General features: G+C 33.5%; 13 protein-coding genes and 1 pseudogene. 10 read left to right on the top strand and 4 right to left on the bottom strand.

Going from position 1 to position 16,722, the window contains the following annotated elements:
• Positions 1-284 precede the first annotated feature (284 nt).
• From thrA to LOS89_RS06980, 7 genes and pseudogenes are all read left to right on the top strand, one after another.
• A pseudogene (gene thrA, locus LOS89_RS06950) lies at positions 285-2,731 on the top strand (bifunctional aspartate kinase/homoserine dehydrogenase I).
• A gap of 10 nt (positions 2,732-2,741) precedes the next feature.
• Positions 2,742-3,662 (top strand): homoserine kinase, encoded by a 921-nt coding sequence (locus tag LOS89_RS06955; protein ID WP_231834566.1) that lies wholly within the window; start codon positions 2,742-2,744, stop codon positions 3,660-3,662.
• Between the two features lie 15 nt (positions 3,663-3,677).
• On the top strand, positions 3,678-4,970 hold the full coding sequence (thrC, locus tag LOS89_RS06960) for a threonine synthase (RefSeq protein ID WP_231834567.1): 1,293 nt from the start codon (positions 3,678-3,680) through the stop codon (positions 4,968-4,970).
• 96 nt (positions 4,971-5,066) lie between these two features.
• Positions 5,067-6,149, top strand: coding sequence for a glycine cleavage system aminomethyltransferase GcvT (gene gcvT, locus LOS89_RS06965; RefSeq protein ID WP_231834568.1), 1,083 nt, complete (start codon positions 5,067-5,069; stop codon positions 6,147-6,149).
• Positions 6,150-6,404: 255 nt separating this feature from the next.
• Positions 6,405-7,124, top strand: coding sequence for a YebC/PmpR family DNA-binding transcriptional regulator (locus tag LOS89_RS06970; RefSeq protein ID WP_231834569.1), 720 nt, complete (start codon positions 6,405-6,407; stop codon positions 7,122-7,124).
• Positions 7,125-7,227: 103 nt separating this feature from the next.
• Positions 7,228-7,590: a peptidase associated/transthyretin-like domain-containing protein gene (locus tag LOS89_RS06975; RefSeq protein WP_231834570.1), complete on the top strand. Its 363-nt coding sequence runs from the start codon at positions 7,228-7,230 to the stop codon at positions 7,588-7,590.
• 66 nt (positions 7,591-7,656) lie between these two features.
• Positions 7,657-8,070 (top strand): hypothetical protein, encoded by a 414-nt coding sequence (locus LOS89_RS06980; RefSeq protein ID WP_231834571.1) that lies wholly within the window; start codon positions 7,657-7,659, stop codon positions 8,068-8,070.
• Positions 8,071-8,258: 188 nt separating this feature from the next.
• Here LOS89_RS06980 and capA read toward each other — a convergent pair whose 3' ends face one another.
• A complete protein-coding gene (gene capA / locus LOS89_RS06985) occupies positions 8,259-9,299 on the bottom strand; it encodes a cysteate synthase (RefSeq protein ID WP_231834572.1) in 1,041 nt (346 codons plus the stop codon).
• A 138-nt stretch (positions 9,300-9,437) separates the two neighbouring features.
• The gene (locus LOS89_RS06990) at positions 9,438-11,498 is read right to left on the bottom strand and encodes a S9 family peptidase (RefSeq protein WP_231834573.1); all 2,061 of its coding nucleotides are present in this window, start codon (positions 11,496-11,498) and stop codon (positions 9,438-9,440) included.
• A gap of 139 nt (positions 11,499-11,637) precedes the next feature.
• On the opposite strand from LOS89_RS06990, the gene LOS89_RS06995 reads away from it, so the two are divergent.
• Positions 11,638-11,961, top strand: a complete 324-nt coding sequence (locus tag LOS89_RS06995) for a YbaB/EbfC family nucleoid-associated protein (protein WP_231834574.1) — start codon at positions 11,638-11,640, stop codon at positions 11,959-11,961.
• Here the strand turns inward: LOS89_RS06995 and LOS89_RS07000 are convergent.
• Positions 11,954-12,727, bottom strand: coding sequence for a sulfite exporter TauE/SafE family protein (locus tag LOS89_RS07000; RefSeq protein ID WP_231834575.1), 774 nt, complete (start codon positions 12,725-12,727; stop codon positions 11,954-11,956). The genes LOS89_RS06995 and LOS89_RS07000 overlap by 8 nt on opposite strands.
• A gap of 2 nt (positions 12,728-12,729) precedes the next feature.
• Positions 12,730-13,755 carry a threonine aldolase family protein gene (locus LOS89_RS07005; protein ID WP_231834576.1) on the bottom strand — a complete coding sequence of 342 codons (1,026 nt, stop codon included), beginning with the start codon at positions 13,753-13,755 and terminating at the stop codon, positions 12,730-12,732.
• A 47-nt stretch (positions 13,756-13,802) separates the two neighbouring features.
• Here LOS89_RS07005 and prfB point away from each other — a divergent pair.
• Both prfB and LOS89_RS07015 read left to right on the top strand, forming a co-directional pair.
• Positions 13,803-14,898, top strand: a protein-coding gene (prfB, locus tag LOS89_RS07010; protein ID WP_231834577.1) for a peptide chain release factor 2 whose coding sequence is annotated in 2 segments (ribosomal slippage) — positions 13,803-13,865 and positions 13,867-14,898 — 1,095 coding nt in all. Because the reading frame shifts where the segments join, the coding sequence is not laid out codon by codon here.
• 144 nt (positions 14,899-15,042) lie between these two features.
• On the top strand, positions 15,043-16,671 hold the full coding sequence (locus LOS89_RS07015; RefSeq protein ID WP_231834578.1) for an acyl-CoA carboxylase subunit beta: 1,629 nt from the start codon (positions 15,043-15,045) through the stop codon (positions 16,669-16,671).
• Positions 16,672-16,722: the final 51 nt, after the last annotated feature.

Consider the following 16,722-nt stretch of genomic DNA (forward strand, 5'->3'; position numbering starts at 1 on the left):
TGAATTATCGTATTAGCAAGATTAAAAATTTAATAAAATCATAAAAAGAGTACAAAATTTTTAAATGTTTTATCGTTTACTTAAATTTGTATCAATGATTAAAAGTCAGTCGAAATATTTATTAAATTCTAATCCACAGATCATTTCTTCTTGTGGCATTTCGACTATTGTAACGACTACAGTTACAACTACTACCCCATTTGGGGTTTAATTCTTACATATAATACTATAACTGTATTGCTATTATTTAGCAAGAAAAATTCTTTTAATCTATATATTCCATTATGTTAGTACTCAAATTTGGCGGTACATCAGTAGCCAATGCTCAAAATATAAAAAAAGTCGCTGATATTGTTCAGCAAAAAAAAGACAATCAAAAAATAATTGTTGTAGTATCTGCCTGTAGCGGTGTAACCGACCAACTAGTTCAGTTGACACACTTGGTTTCTGAAAAAAATAAAGAATACAAAACCAAGTTCTCAAACTTAAAAGAACAACACGAAACAGTTATTCAAGAACTTGACTTGATACAGGATGAAAAACTTCAAAAAACTATTCATAAGCATTTCAAACATTTAGAAACATTGTTAGAAGGCTGCTATCTTTTGGGCGATGTACAACCTAAAATTCACGACGCTATAATTGGTTATGGCGAATTATTGTCTTCTACTATAATTTCTAGTTTTTTTGCTCAAAAATTTGATAGTGAGAATCCATTTGTTGATAGTCGTTCTTTAATTGTAACCGATGAAAATTTTGGTAATGCCTATGTTTTTTATCCCGAAACCTATCAACATATTGAAGATTATTTCAAAAAAACAGAGAAATCACTATTTGTTTTACCCGGATTTATCGCTAGTTCTCGAAATGGCAGCACCACTACTTTAGGTCGCGGAGGTTCTGATTATAAAGCTGCCATCTTAGCTAATGGTGTTTCTGCTGATTCTCTAGAAATTTGGACAGATGTCAGCGGAATGTATGTGGCCAATCCTAAAATTGTGAAACAAGCGCAACCTATCGCTTCTATTTCATACCAAGAAGCGATGGAATTATCTCATTTTGGTGCCAAAGTTTTGTATCCGCCAACAATCCAACCGGCGCTTAAAAAACAAATCCCAATTTGGATCAAAAATACCTTTGCTCCTAACGAACATGGTACTTTGATTTCCAATCAAAATACAACACCACAACAATCGGTAAAAGGAATTAGTAATATTGATAAAATCGCTTTACTAACGCTTAAAGCGGCGGAATGGTTGGTGTTTCCGGTATTGCTAAAAAGCTTTTCGAAACCTTATCGTTGCACAACATCAATGTTATTTTCATCACTCAGGCGTCATCCGAACATTCTATTTGTATCGGAATATTAGAAAATCAGGCTGAAAAAGCCAAAAAATATATCGACGAAGTGTTTCACAAGGAAATTACTCACGGTCAATTGAATGCGTGTCAATTAGAAAAAGATTTGAGTATCATTGCACTTGTGGGTGACCAAATGAAAAATCATCAAGGATTGAGCGGAAAAATGTTCAGTACTTTAGGTCGAAATAATGTTAATGTTCGCGCCATTGCACAAGGAGCTTCCGAACGTAATATTTCGGCTGTAATCAATTCAAAAGATGTGATAAAAGCATTAAATGCATTGCATGAAGTTTTCTTTGAAACCGTAACCAAACAATTAAATTTATTTGTGGTTGGAACGGGAAATGTTGGAAGTAAATTCATTGAACAAATTTCAAACCAACAAGAATTTTTGAAACAAAACCTAAATATTTCGGTTCGTATTTTGGGATTATCCAACAGCCGAAAAATGCATTTTGATAAAGAAGGAATCGACTTAAAAAACTGGAAAGAAACTTTAGAAAACGGTAAAAAAGCATCGTTAGCCGAATTCACTTCCAAGGTCAAAGAAATCAACGTGCGTAATAGTATTTTCGTTGACAATACTGCTGACGCCGATGTTTCGACTTGGTACAATACTTGTCTAAAAAATAGTATTGCAGTAGTCACTTGTAATAAAATTGCTTGTTCGTCTCCGCTAGAAAATTATAGAGAACTGAAAGATTTGGTACGACAATACAAAGTTCCGTTTTTATTTGAAACGAATGTTGGAGCCGGTTTACCAATTATTGATACCCTAAAAAATTGCATTGCCAGTGGCGACAGAATTCATAAAATTCAAGCGGTTTTATCAGGAAGTTTGAACTTTATCTTCAATAATTTCAACAGATATGACACTTATATTGACATAGTAAAACAAGCTCAAATTGAAGGTTATACAGAACCTGATCCTAAGATTGATTTAAGTGGTGTTGATGTTATGCGTAAGCTTTTAATTCTTATTAGAGAAAGTGGTTATGCTTACGAAATGAGTGATATTGCTAACGAAAGTTTTTTACCCAAAGAATGTTTGGATACGACTTCAGTGCCCGACTTTTTAACGAGTTTAGAAACTCATAAAGCACATTTTAACGAGTTATTGAAAGAAGCACAAACTAAAGAATGTCGCTTAAAATATGTAGCCCAATTTGACAATGGAAAAGCATCTGTTGGTTTACAATTCATCGCTAAAGACCATCCGTTTTATCATTTAGACGGAAAAGACAATATTGTATTATTCTACACCGATCGTTACAAAGAACAACCTTTACTCATTAAAGGTGCTGGTGCTGGTGCTGACGTAACAGCTTCGGGAATTTTTGCAGATGTAATACGTGTAGGAAACTTTTAAAAAATTGATTATGAACGAAATAAAAATATTTTGCCCAGCAACAGTTGCTAATCTTTCTTGTGGTTTCGATATCATCGGACTGTGTTTAGAAGGCATTGGCGACGAAATGATTTTCCGTAAAAAAGAAGCACCAGGAATTACCATTACTCAAATTACCGGCGCTGATTTACCTTATGAAACTTCAAAAAATGTGTCTGGAGTTGCCGCTCAAGCTTTAGTCGATCATTTACAACTCGATTATGGTTTTGAAATTGAAATTCACAAAAAAATTAAAGTCGGAAGTGGTATTGGAAGTAGCGCAGCAAGTGCTGCTGGAGCCGTTTATGGCATTAACGTTTTAGCCGGTAATCCGTTGACTAAAAAAGAATTGGTTCTTTTTAGCATGATTGGTGAAGCCATTGCCAGTGGCTCTTTACATGCCGATAACGTTGCTCCTGCTCTTTTAGGTGGATTTTCCTTAATTAGAGGTTACGAACCTTTAGATTTAATCAATATTGAAAGCCCGAGTGAATTGCATGTTGTGGTTATTCATCCACATATTGAAGTCAAAACTTCAGAAGCCAGAGCCGTTTTACCGAAAGAGGTTCCGTTGAAAAGTGCCATTATGCAATGGGGAAATGTGGCCGGATTAGTAGCAGGTTTGTACACCGAAGATTATGACTTAATTGGTCGTTCTGTGGTTGATGTTATCGTAGAACCGGCTCGTAAAAATTTGATTCCTCATTTTGAAGAATTGAAGCAAAGTGCTTTAGAAAACGGCGCTTTGAACTCTGGAATTTCGGGTTCAGGACCTTCAATTTTTGCTTTATGCAAAGGAATTCAAATAGCTGAAAAAGTGAAAGATAAATTCAATGAATTAGGAAAAGAATTTTACACTTCTTTTGATGTTCATTGTTCTAAAGTAAACAACACTGGTGTAGTAATTATATAATTAGTAAAATTAAAAATGAAATATTTCAGTACCAATAATCACAATATAAAAGTTCGTTTTAAAGACGCTGTAATTCATGGATTAGCGCCCGATAAAGGTTTGTATTTTCCAGAAGAAATTCCGCAGTTACCACAAAGTTTTTTTAATAATATCGAAAATCTTTCGGATACCGAAATCGCTTATACCGTTTTACAACCTTTCATTGGCGACGAAATTCCGGAATATGCTTTAAAAGAAATCATCAACGAAACCTTGACTTTCGATTTTCCGGTAGTCAAAATAACGGAAGATTTGTATTCATTAGAACTTTTCCACGGACCAACATTAGCTTTTAAAGACGTTGGCGCAAGATTCATGTCGCGTTGTTTGGGTTACTTTAACAGAAATTCTAATGAAAATGTGACTGTTTTAGTTGCAACTTCCGGCGATACCGGTGGTGCGGTTGCTAATGGCTTTTTAGGCGTGAAAGGCGTAAAAGTAGTGATCCTCTACCCTTCTAAACGTGTAAGTGATATTCAGGAAAAACAATTAACTACTTTGGGAGGAAACATTTTTGCTTTGGAAGTAACCGATACTTTCGACACTTGCCAAGCTATGGTTAAAAAAGCTTTTTTGGATAGTTCATTGCAAAAATACAATCTAACTTCAGCTAATTCTATCAATGTGGCGCGTTGGTTACCTCAAATGATTTACTATTTTGTAGCTTATAAAAAACTGAAAAAGCTTCAGCAAAAAGTAGTTATTTCATGTCCAAGTGGAAATTTCGGAAACATTTGTGCCGGTTTATTGGCTTACAAAATGGGATTACCAATCGAACAATTTATCGCAGCTACCAATGCTAATAATACGGTTCCACGCTTTTTAGAAACCGAAGAATATTTACCGTCGCAAACGGTTGCCACATTATCAAACGCTATGGATGTGAGTAATCCGAGTAATTTTGTGCGAATTTTAGAATTATTCCATCAAAATGTTCCGGAATTGAAATCGGTGTTTTCGTCGTATTCGTATAATGATTTACAAACTAAAAAAGCAATCCAAGAACTATATTCTAAATACGATTACGTTGCCGATCCGCATGGAGCTGTTGGTTATTTAGGAACACAAAAAGCAACGATTCCAAATAGTGTAAAAGTATTTTTAGAAACGGCACATCCTATCAAATTTAAAGACGCTGTAGAACAAGTTATTGACAAAGAATTACCATTACCTGATGACATTTCAGCTATTATTGAAAAAGAGAAAAAATCGATTGTAATTGAGAATTACGAAGAACTAAAGGAAAGTCTGGCTTTAATTTACAGATAATGCAATGGAAGTGCTTAAAAATTTTATATTTTTTAAACTTGTACACCTTGTTTAAAAAGAATAAATTAGCGCATTCAAAAAATACAACATCAAATCATGAAAAATACAGCGTTAACGCACATTCACGAAAGTTTAGGAGCTAAAATGGTTCCGTTTGCTGGATACAATATGCCAGTTCAATATGAAGGAGTAAATGTAGAACACGAAACCGTTAGAAATGGCGTGGGTGTTTTTGATGTTTCTCACATGGGAGAATTTTTCTTAAAAGGAGAAAATGCGTTGGCTTTAATTCAGAAAGTAACTTCAAATGACGCTTCTAAATTAGTTGATGGAAAAGCGCAATATTCTTGTTTACCAAATAACGAAGGCGGAATTGTTGACGATTTAATCGTTTATAAAGTTGCCGATAATCACTATATGTTGGTGGTAAATGCTTCTAACATTGAAAAAGATTGGAATTGGATTGCTGAGCACAATGATTTAGGGGTAGACATGCAAAACCTTTCTGATGACTATTCGTTATTAGCGATTCAAGGACCAAAAGCAGCAGAAGCGATGCAATCTTTAACTTCTATCGATTTAACAAATATGGGATATTACACATTCCAAATTGGTGATTTCGCAGGAAAAAGCGATGTGATTGTTTCGGCTACAGGTTATACAGGTTCGGGAGGATTTGAAGTATATTTTAAAAATGAAGATGCAGAATACATTTGGAACAAAGTTTTTGAAGCGGGTGCTGCTTTCGGAATCAAGCCAATTGGATTAGCTGCGCGTGATACGTTACGTTTAGAAATGGGATTCTGTTTATACGGAAACGACATCAACGATACGACTTCGCCATTAGAAGCAGGTTTAGGATGGATTACCAAATTTGATAAAGAATTCACAAATTCAGAAAACTTGAAAAAACAAAAAGAAGCAGGTGTTTCTCGTAAATTAGTTGGTTTCGAAATGGTAGAAAGAGGAATTCCTCGTCACGATTACGAAATTGCTGATGCAAACGGAAATGTAGTTGGAATCGTAACTTCTGGAACGCAATCTCCTTCAATGGGAATTGCAATTGGAATGGGATATGTTCCAACAGCATTATCAACACCAGATTCTGAAATTTACATTAGAATTAGAAATAAAGATATTAAAGCGAAAGTGGTTAAAATGCCGTTTTACAAAAAGTAATCAAGAACAAGGGCAAGTTCAAAATTCAAGTACAAATTTGAAAATTGAAATTGACCTTGAATTTTTAAACATATAAGTCATATAAGTTTTCAAGTTGAATTAGATTGCGAATACAAGTTCATAAAAGATTTTTTTGATTTCTGGAATTTTTTTAATCTGTGTTCCAAAAATTTAAAAATTAAACTTGATTTTTTACATTTGCACTGAAATTTTGAATATTGAACAACGAATTAAGAATATTGAAATTATATAGAAATGGGAAGAGCGTTTGAATTTAGAAAAGCCCGTAAAATGAAACGTTGGTCAGCAATGGCTAAAACGTTTACAAGAATTGGAAAAGATATCGTAATTGCCGTTAAAGAAGGCGGTCCAAATCCTGAAACTAATGCACGTTTAAGAGCGGTTATCCAAAATGCGAAAGCAGCGAATATGCCGAAGGAAAACGTTGAGCGTGCCATTAAAAAAGCATCAGATAAAGATACGGCTAACTATAAAGAAGTGTTGTTTGAAGGCTATGCACCTCACGGAATTGCTATTTTGATTGAAACGGCTACGGATAACAACAACAGAACGGTTGCTAACATTAGAAGTTACTTCAACAAATGCAATGGAACAATGGGAACACAAGGTTCGGTTGAATTTATGTTTGATCATACGTGTAATTTTAGAATTCCAGCAGAAGGACAAGATGTGGAAGAATTAGAATTAGAAATGATTGATTTTGGTGTAGAAGAAATCTTTGCAGATGAAGACGGCATTTTAATGTATGCTCCTTTTGAAAGCTTTGGTGCTATCCAAAAAGAATTGGAAGCTCGTGGATTAGAAATCTTATCTTCTGGATTTGAAAGAATACCACAAGTAACCAAAGAATTAACACCTGAACAAGTAGCAGATGTTGAAAAGCTATTAGAAAAAATTGAAGAAGACGATGACGTTATGAACGTATATCATACGATGCAAGAAAGCGCTGAGTAATTCTTTTTCTATATTATATACGAAATCCTCGCAAGAAATTGTGAGGATTTTTTTATATATTAGCTTAATGTTTTTTTTTAAATTCTAAAAAATTGTAAACCGTATGAAAAAAAATATACTTTTAATATTATTTTTATTGATTCCTTTTATATCGCATTCACAACAGGAAGAATATGAAGAGATTAAAATAAAAATTATTATAGACAAAGGACCTTTGCCTGGAGCGAATATTTATATAGAAAACTTAGAAAAAAATGATTCATTTACTACAGATTTTGAAGGCGAAGCTATCATAAAGATTCCTAAAGACAAAGATCTTATAAGATTGAGTTTTATGGGACCTATTGTCAGATTTAAAATCTTAAGACCAACAGATTATATTGTTGTTGATTTGGACTCAAAAAAAGTTTGGTATTACTTCAATGGAAAAAAAATTAAAAAGAAGAAAATTAAATTTACCAAATAAAGCTCAATCCGATAGTGTGGAATTGCATTCCATTTCCGCAAAACAAATCATCAAATTAATTATTATATGAATTCAAAAAATAATAGAATAATTAAATTAATTTCCAATTTTCTATTAGGATTAGCAATAATTGGATTCCTGATTTTGTGGTTGAAATATGGTGGGAGAAGTGTTTACAAATCAAAATCAAATGATATAAGCTCTATATATCCTTTATTAGCTGGAGTTTCTTTAATTCTTCCATATTTATTTTATGTCATACTTTATAAACGAAAACTAAAGCATATTGGAAAAATAAAAAAAATCAGAAATGAGAATGAATCTGAAATTTTTATCTTAAATAAATCGAAAAAAACTGTAATAATTAATCATATTTCAGAACTTGAAGACAATCAATGGCATATTTTTAAAATAAAAAAAATGAATCACTCATTTTTAATAACGAAATTATTTTTAAAATTGATGAAAAAGACAATTTAGAGATTGAAGATTCAAATAATCAAATTATTGGATTAGCTAAAGAACATTTTAAAAAATTTGATATTCCTTCTTATGTAAATTGGGCTTTTATTATTGCTAAAACCCGATAGCGCGGAATTGCATTCCGTGCCCACAAAACAAAAAAATCCCAATCTTTCGATTGGGATTTTTTTATATCTAAAATCAAATTACTTGATAATTTCAATTTTTAAAGCTTCTTCTTGGTTAACCGAATCAAAGAAACCTTGCTCGTTCATCCAATCATTGCTAAATACTTTACTCATGTATCTTGAACCGTGGTCTGGGAAGATGATTACTACATTACTATTAGCATCAAATTCGCCTTCTTCAGCGTATAGTTTCACCGCTTGGAAAGCAGCTCCAGAAGTATATCCTACGAATAACCCTTCTCTTTTTGCTAATTCTCTTGCTGTGTGCGCGCTGTCTTCGTCAGAAACTTTGATAAACTTATCAATCACATCAAAATCAGTAGCTGTTGGAATTAAGTTTTTACCTAAACCTTCTATACGGTATGGATAAATTTCAGCGTTATCAAATTCTTTTGTTTCGTGATATTTTTTCAAAACCGAACCAAAAGCGTCAACTCCTAAAACTTTAATATTTGGGTTTTTCTCTTTTAAGAAACGAGCCGTTCCCGAAATAGTTCCTCCAGTTCCACTACAAGCAACAAGGTGTGTAATTTTACCTCCAGTTTGTTCCCAAATTTCTGGACCTGTACTTCTATAATGGGCATCGATATTTAAATCATTGAAATATTGATTAATATAAACCGAACCTTTCGTTTCTTCGTGTAAACGTTTTGCAACATTGTAGTAAGAACGCTCATCATCAGCAGAAACGTGCGCAGGGCAAACATAAACCTTTGCTCCCATTGATCTCAACATATCGATTTTATCTTTTGATGATTTAGAACTCACCGCTAAAATACAATCGTACCCTTTGATGATACTTACCATTGCTAAACTAAAACCTGTATTTCCTGAAGTCGTCTCAATAATCGTGTCACCAGGTTTAAGGATACCTCGTTTTTCAGCTTCTTCAATAATGTATAATGCGATGCGGTCTTTTGTAGAATGTCCTGGATTGAAGGCTTCAACTTTAGCATAGAAATTACCTGTTAAATCAGCTGAAACTTTACTCAGTTTGATTAATGGTGTATTTCCAATTAATTCCAACACACTATTATAGGCTTTTATTTCTTCTTTCATATGAAGATACAGTTTGTTTTAATGTTTCCAAAATACTATGCATTACTAGCATTTGTAGTATTTTATACTTATTTAATGTCTCTAAATTGCCATATTTGACACTTCTAAAACCTTGCAAATTTAACAAAAAAAGTTTAACTACTTCTTAATTTTTTCTAAATCTAACAAAAAGGCAAATTCTTTTGCTAATTCTTTCAATGCTTCGAATCGTCCAGACGCACCACCATGTCCTGCATCCATGTTGGTATCTAAATACAACTGATTGTCATTTGTTTTCATAACGCGCAATTTTGCTACCCATTTTGCTGGTTCCCAATACTGCACTTGTGAATCGTGAAGCCCTGTAGAGACATACATATTAGGATAAGCTTGCGCTTTCACTTGATCATAAGGCGAATATGACAACATATAATCATAATATTTTTTCTCATTAGGATTTCCCCATTCGTCATATTCTCCAGTTGTTAAAGGAATCGTATCGTCTAACATTGTTGTAACCACATCCACAAAAGGAACTTGAGCTATTACTCCGTTGTATAATTCTGGATTCATGTTTACAATTGCTCCCATCAATAAACCTCCTGCCGAACCACCTTCCGCATATAAATGGGCAGCCGAAGTATATTTCTCTGCAATCACAAACTTGGAACAATCGATAAAATCAGAAAACGTGTTGATTTTCTTTAAAAGTTTTCCGTTTTCATACCATTCTCTTCCTAAGTCCTCACCTCCTCTAATGTGCGCAATTGCATAGATAAATCCTCTATCTAATAAACTCAAACGAGTAGATGAAAAATAAGGGTCCATCGTAGCTCCATAAGAACCGTAAGCATATAACAATAACGGATTTTTACCATCTTTTTCAATTCCTTTTCTATATACCATTGAAATAGGAACTTTTGTTCCGTCAGTTGCGGTTGCCCAAACTCGTTCTTCGATGTAGTTGTTCTTGTCGAATTTTCCACCCAAGATTTCTTGTTCTTTCAATACTTTTTTCTCCTGAGTTCTCATATTGAAATCAATTACAGAAGAAGGTGTTGCCATAGATTGGTAGGCATAACGTAGTATTTCAGTATCAAAATCTACGTTAGTAGTAGTGTAAGCCGTATACGTTTCAATATTAAAAGGCAAGTAATACTCCCCTTTTCCACTCCATGGCATAATTCTGATTTTATTCAAACCATTTGAACGCTCTTCCACTACCAAATAATCTTTGAAAATTTCGATTCCTTCTAATAAAACATCACTTCTGTGTGCAATTAAATCTTTCCAGTTTTCAGCAGAAGTTGCTGTTTCTGGTGTTTTCATTAATTTAAAGTTGGTTGCTTTGTCTTTATTAGTTACGATATAGAAACTATCACCATAATGTGAAATCGAATATTCTAATCCACGCGTTCTTTTTTGGAAAACTTTAAATTCGCCATTTGGATTTTTAGCATCTAAAATTTGGTATTCAGAAGTCAACGTACTCGATGAACCAATAACTAAGTATTTTTTTGATTTTTCTTTGTAAACAAACGTATTAAAAGTATCGTCTTTTTCATGAAAAACCATAACATCTGTTGAAGCCTCTGCTCCTAAAGTATGCTTATAAATTTTATCAGAGCGTAAAGTTTGAGCATCTTTACGAGTATAAAATAAGGTTTTGTTATCGCCAGCCCAAGTAGAACCTCCCGTTGTGTTTTCTAACTTTACCGGAAGAATTTCACCTGTTTCTAAGTTTTTAATTTGAATGGTATATTGTCTGCGCGAAACCAAATCCACACCAAAAGCTACCCATTTGTTATCTTCACTTACATTTAATCCAGATAAATTAAAATACGCATGTCCTTTTGCCATTTCATTACAATCAAACAAGATTTCTTCTTTGGCATCTAAACTTCCTTTTTTACGAGAATAAATTGGGTAATCTTTCCCTTTTTCAAAACGAGTGATGTAGTAATATCCGTTATACAAATAGGGAACCGAACTATCATCTTCTTTGATTCTTCCTTTCATTTCCAAAAACAATTCCTCTTGTAATTGTTTGGTATGAGCAGTTGATTTTTGGTAATATTCGTTTTCTTTGTTTAGGTAATCAATAACTTCTGGGTTTTCCCTTTCATTTAACCAGTAGTAGTTATCAATTCTTTTATCACCGTGCTTTTCTAATGTTTTTGGAACAATTTTAGCAACTGGTGGCTGTATTTTATCAGACATTTTTTTTGTTTTATTTTGACTGTGAACTGGAGCAAAAATAACACAACCCAAAAGGAAATACGTGATTTTTTTCATGAAGTTTTACAATAATTATTAACCGCTAATTTACTATTTTTGCTGAAATAAAAAAATTAAAATTATGTTTGGAGATATTATGGGTATGATGGGTAAATTAAAAGAAACCCAACAAAAAGTTGAAGAAACAAAAAAGCGTTTGGACCATGTTTTAATCGATGAAAAAAGCGCTGATGGCTTGCTAGAAGTAACACTTACGGCTAACAGAAAAATCAAAAACATTACCTTAAATGATGATTTACTTCAAGACAAAGAAATGCTTGAAGATTACTTAGTTAATGTTTTAAACAAAGCGATTGAAAAAGCAACAAATGTTCATGAAACGGAATTAGCTGCAGTTGCCAAAGAAGGCATGCCAAACATCCCTGGAATGGATATGTTTAAATAATTCCCATTCCTAAAGCTATTGCTACTAAAAGCAATAATATAGCAACAAAAACTTGGAGAAATTTTAGGGTAACTTTCTTTAAAAGTTGGTTACCCAAATACGCTCCTGAAATAGCACAAATTGTGGCCGAGATCAGTAAACCTTTATTTTCGTACAACGTATAACTTGAAATTTTAGAGGCATAAACACTCAATCGTGTAAAATCGATAAACATTGAAACTACAATTCCTGTAGCAATAAAACTTTCTTTGGATAAACCGGCTTTAATCAAAAAAGCACTTCGCAAAGCCCCTTGATGTCCGGAAAGTCCACCAAAAAATCCGCTTAAAATTCCGCCTAAAGGCAATTTATCTTTTCCGAATTCTATTTTACTCAAAAAAGGAATCAAATCTAATAATGCAAAAATTACTAGTAAAATTGCAATGATGAATTTAACTGGAAAAACTTCTAATTGTTTTCCAAAAAGTGAATAACTGAATAATGGTTGTAAATCTGAAATTTGTAATAACATCCAAGAACCTAGCATTGCTGCAAATATTGCGGGAATTCCAAAGCGTAATAAAACGTCTTTATTAGCATGTTTTCCAACTAAGAAAAACTTAAAGATATTGTTTGCAAAATGTACCAATCCACACAAACCTATCGCAATATCAACTGGAAAGAAAATCATAAAAATCGGCGTTAACAAGGTTCCTAAACCAAATCCAGAGAAAAAGGTTAGAATCGCTGTTAAAAAAGCAACAATTGATATGATTATGATTTCCATTACTAAAAAGTCAATTTAGAAAAAACTTCCATTACATATTCGTGCATAACTTCTTTGTAATCTAAATGTGTTACAATTCTTAGCTTTCCATGTCCCATTGAACTAATTGCAATTCCTTTTTGTTTTAGCTTCTCAACAAATACTTTTTCATCTACAAAAGATTGCAATCCAAAAATTAAAATATTAGTTTCAACTGGTTCTACGTTGGCAACCCAAGGCATTTTTTCTAATAAACTACCTAATTCTTTCGCTCTTCTGTGATCAATTTCTAATCGACTGATATTATTTTGTAAAGCAAATAAACCTGATGCTGCTAAATATCCAGATTGACGCATATTACCACCAAAAATCTTTCTAATGCGTAAAGCTCGGTGCATATCTGCTTTGCTTCCCAACAAAACAGAACCTACTGGTGCTCCCAATCCTTTTGATAAACAAACCGAAATAGTGTCAAACAACTCTCCAAACTGTTTTGGATGTTGTTTTTTTGCCACCAAAGCATTCCACAAACGTGCTCCATCCAGGTGATATTTTAAATTATTCTCGATACAAACTTGCTTAATTTCTTGCAAAGGTTGTAAGTCGTAACAAGCTCCTCCTCCTTTATTAGTCGTATTTTCAATACTTACCAATGAAGTTAAAGGTGCATGATAAAAATCAGGGTCATTAATAGCGTTTTTAACTAAATCAGCAGTAATCATACCTCTGTTTCCATCCACTAAACAACATGAAACACCGCTATTAAAAGAAGCTCCTCCTCCTTCATAATGATAAATGTGTGAATATTTATCGCAAATAACTTGCTCACCAGGTTGTGTATGCAACTTTATAGCCGTTTGGTTTGCCATAGTTCCACTCGGAAAAAACAAGGCAGCTTCCATACCAAACAAATCTGCTAAGGTTTCCTCTAACTCATTAACTGTTGGGTCTTGTTTATAAACATCATCCCCCACTTTAGCATTAAACATAACGTTTAGCATTTCTACTGAAGGCTTGGTAACGGTATCACTTACTAAATTTATTTCCATAGAATAAAAAAGAATAGCTATTTTTGTTGTGTAAAACTACAATATTTATGATAAATACAGAACAAGTCAGAGATATTATTGATCGCCTTGGTGCGTTAAGGAGGTATCTTTGACATCGATGCCAAAACAATCGAAATAACTAACGAAGAAGAAAAAACCTTCGCTCCTGACTTTTGGAACAACGCCAAAGAAGCCGAAATTATTATCCGAAACCTTAGATCTAAAAAGAAATGGGTAGAAGATTATAATAAAGGAATTGAACTTTCTGAAGAACTTCAAATTATGATGGATTTCTTTAAAGAAGGTGATGTTACCGAAGAAGAAGTTGAAGAACAATATCAAAAAACTTTACATCACATTGAAGATTTAGAGTTTAGAAACATGCTTTCCGATGAAGGAGACAGCATGAGTGCCGTATTACAAATTACTGCCGGTGCTGGTGGAACCGAAAGTTGTGATTGGGCTTCCATGCTAATGCGAATGTATTTAATGTGGGGCGAAAAGCAAGGCTACAAAATCAAAGAATTAAACTTTCAAGAAGGTGATGTTGCCGGAATTAAAACCGTAACATTAGAAATTGAAGGTGAATTTGCTTTTGGTTATTTAAAAGGAGAAAACGGTGTTCATCGTTTAGTTAGAATCTCTCCTTTTGATAGTAATGCAAAAAGACACACTTCATTTGCTTCTGTTTATGTTTATCCTTTGGTTGATGATTCTATTGAGGTAGAAATCAATCCAGCTGATATCGAAATCATTACTTCTCGTTCAAGTGGTGCTGGTGGTCAAAACGTAAACAAAGTTGAAACCAAAGTGCAATTGTTTCACAAACCTACAGGAATACAAATTCAATGTTCGGAAACACGTTCGCAACAAGATAACCGTCAGCGAGCAATGCAAATGTTAAAATCGCAATTATATGAAATTGAGCTTAACAAACGTTTGGAACAACGAGCAGACATTGAGGCTGGAAAAATGAAGATTGAATGGGGTTCGCAAATTCGTAATTATGTAATGCATCCATATAAATTAGTAAAAGATGTTCGTTCCGGATACGAATCTAGTGATGTGGAAGGTATTATGAATGGTGAAATAGATAATTTCTTGAAAGCCTATTTGATGATGATGGGTCAAAAAGAAGAATAGTTTACAATCTTAATGAAATTTTAAAAGATTAGTAAACGATTAGAAAAAATATATATTCGTTAAAAAAACCGACTAAATCCATTCAAAAATTATATTTTTCGAATGGATTTTGTATTTTAGCCAGCCAAATAACCAACAAATACTATGGACTTAAATTTTAATAAAAACGAAGATCATAACAAACTTTTACTTTCTGATTTAAAAAATCGATTTGCCCAAGTTAAATTAGGTGGTGGACCAAAAAGAATCGAAAAATTACATGCTGAAGGAAAAATGACAGCACGTGAACGTATCGATTATCTTTTAGATGAAAAAGCAAAAAGCATTGAGATAGGAGCTTTTGTTGGTGATGGCATGTATAAAGAACATGGTGGCTGTCCATCTGGTGGTGTTGTGGTTAAAATTGGATTTATTTCTGGTAAACAATGTATAGTTGTTGCTAATGATGCCACTGTAAAGGCTGGCGCATGGTTTCCTATCACAGGTAAGAAAAACTTACGTGCTCAAGAAATCGCAATGGAAAACCGATTACCTATAATCTACTTAGTTGATTCGGCAGGTGTTTATTTGCCGATGCAAGATGAAATCTTCCCTGATAAAGAACATTTTGGTCGCATCTTTAGAAATAATGCTATCATGAGTAGCATGGGTATTACCCAAATTGCTGCGGTTATGGGAAGTTGTGTAGCTGGTGGTGCTTACTTACCTATCATGAGCGATGAAGCTATGATTGTTGATAAAACAGGAAGTATTTTCTTAGCCGGAAGTTACTTAGTAAAAGCAGCTATTGGAGAAACAATTGATAACGAAACACTTGGTGGAGCAACAACACATTGCGAAATTTCGGGTGTTACCGATTATAAAGCAAAAGACGATAAAGATGCTTTAGATAGAATTAAAAGTATTGTCGGCAAAATTGGTGATTTTGACAAAGCAGGTTACAATCGCGTTAAGGCAGAAAAACCAGCATTGGATCCAAAAGATATTTATGGAATTTTACCAAAATCGCGTGCAGATCAATATGATATGTATGAAATTATCAAACGTCTAGTAGATAACTCAGAATTTGATGAATATAAAGGTGATTACGGTAAAACGTTAATTACTGCTTATGCAAGAATCGATGGTTGGGCTGTAGGAATTGTAGCTAACCAAAGAAAAATTGTAAAAAATGCTAAAGGAGAAATGCAATTTGGTGGAGCAATTTATTCGGATTCAGCTGATAAAGCAACTCGTTTTATTGCCAATTGTAACCAAAAGAAAATTCCTTTAGTTTTTGTTCAGGATGTAACCGGATTTATGGTTGGTTCAAAATCTGAACATGGCGGAATTATAAAAGATGGTGCCAAAATGGTTAATGCCATGGCTAATTCTGTTGTTCCTAAATTCACGGTAATTGTTGGAAATTCATATGGAGCTGGAAATTATGCAATGTGCGGAAAAGCTTATGATCCTAGATTAATATTTGCTTGGCCAAGTGCCGAATTAGCCGTTATGGGTGGAACGCAAGCAGCTAAAGTTTTAGCACAAATTGAAGCTTCATCATTAAAAGCAAAAGGTGAAGTTATTGATGAAGTGAAAGAAAAAGAATTGTTCGATAAAATTAAAGCGCGTTACGACGAACAAGTTTCGCCTTACTACGCAGCTTCTCGTTTATGGACAGACGCTATCGTAGATCCTTTAGAAACTAGAAATTGGATTTCTATGGGAATTGAAGCAGCCAACCACGCTCCTATTGAAAAACAATTCAATTTAGGCGTTATTCAAGTTTAACTATTTAAGAAACATATTTTAAATGTCATTTCTAAAATTCAAATAGAAATG

The sequence above is a fragment of the Flavobacterium channae genome (assembly GCF_021172165.1).
In the GTDB taxonomy this organism is placed as follows: Bacteria; Bacteroidota; Bacteroidia; order Flavobacteriales; family Flavobacteriaceae; genus Flavobacterium; species Flavobacterium channae.

What these genes read in the sequence shown, in the direction of transcription:
- LOS89_RS06955 (WP_231834566.1), top strand. Translation starts at nt 2,742, where the DNA reads ATGAACGAAATAAAAATATTTTGCCCAGCAACAGTTGCTAATCTTTCT.
- thrC (WP_231834567.1), top strand. Translation starts at nt 3,678, where the DNA reads ATGAAATATTTCAGTACCAATAATCACAATATAAAAGTTCGTTTTAAA.
- gcvT (WP_231834568.1), top strand. Translation starts at nt 5,067, where the DNA reads ATGAAAAATACAGCGTTAACGCACATTCACGAAAGTTTAGGAGCTAAA.
- LOS89_RS06970 (WP_231834569.1), top strand. Translation starts at nt 6,405, where the DNA reads ATGGGAAGAGCGTTTGAATTTAGAAAAGCCCGTAAAATGAAACGTTGG.
- LOS89_RS06975 (WP_231834570.1), top strand. Translation starts at nt 7,228, where the DNA reads ATGAAAAAAAATATACTTTTAATATTATTTTTATTGATTCCTTTTATA.
- LOS89_RS06980 (WP_231834571.1), top strand. Translation starts at nt 7,657, where the DNA reads ATGAATTCAAAAAATAATAGAATAATTAAATTAATTTCCAATTTTCTA.
- capA (WP_231834572.1), bottom strand. Translation starts at nt 9,299, where the DNA reads ATGAAAGAAGAAATAAAAGCCTATAATAGTGTGTTGGAATTAATTGGA.
- LOS89_RS06990 (WP_231834573.1), bottom strand. Translation starts at nt 11,498, where the DNA reads ATGTCTGATAAAATACAGCCACCAGTTGCTAAAATTGTTCCAAAAACA.
- LOS89_RS06995 (WP_231834574.1), top strand. Translation starts at nt 11,638, where the DNA reads ATGTTTGGAGATATTATGGGTATGATGGGTAAATTAAAAGAAACCCAA.
- LOS89_RS07000 (WP_231834575.1), bottom strand. Translation starts at nt 12,727, where the DNA reads ATGGAAATCATAATCATATCAATTGTTGCTTTTTTAACAGCGATTCTA.
- LOS89_RS07005 (WP_231834576.1), bottom strand. Translation starts at nt 13,755, where the DNA reads ATGGAAATAAATTTAGTAAGTGATACCGTTACCAAGCCTTCAGTAGAA.
- LOS89_RS07015 (WP_231834578.1), top strand. Translation starts at nt 15,043, where the DNA reads ATGGACTTAAATTTTAATAAAAACGAAGATCATAACAAACTTTTACTT.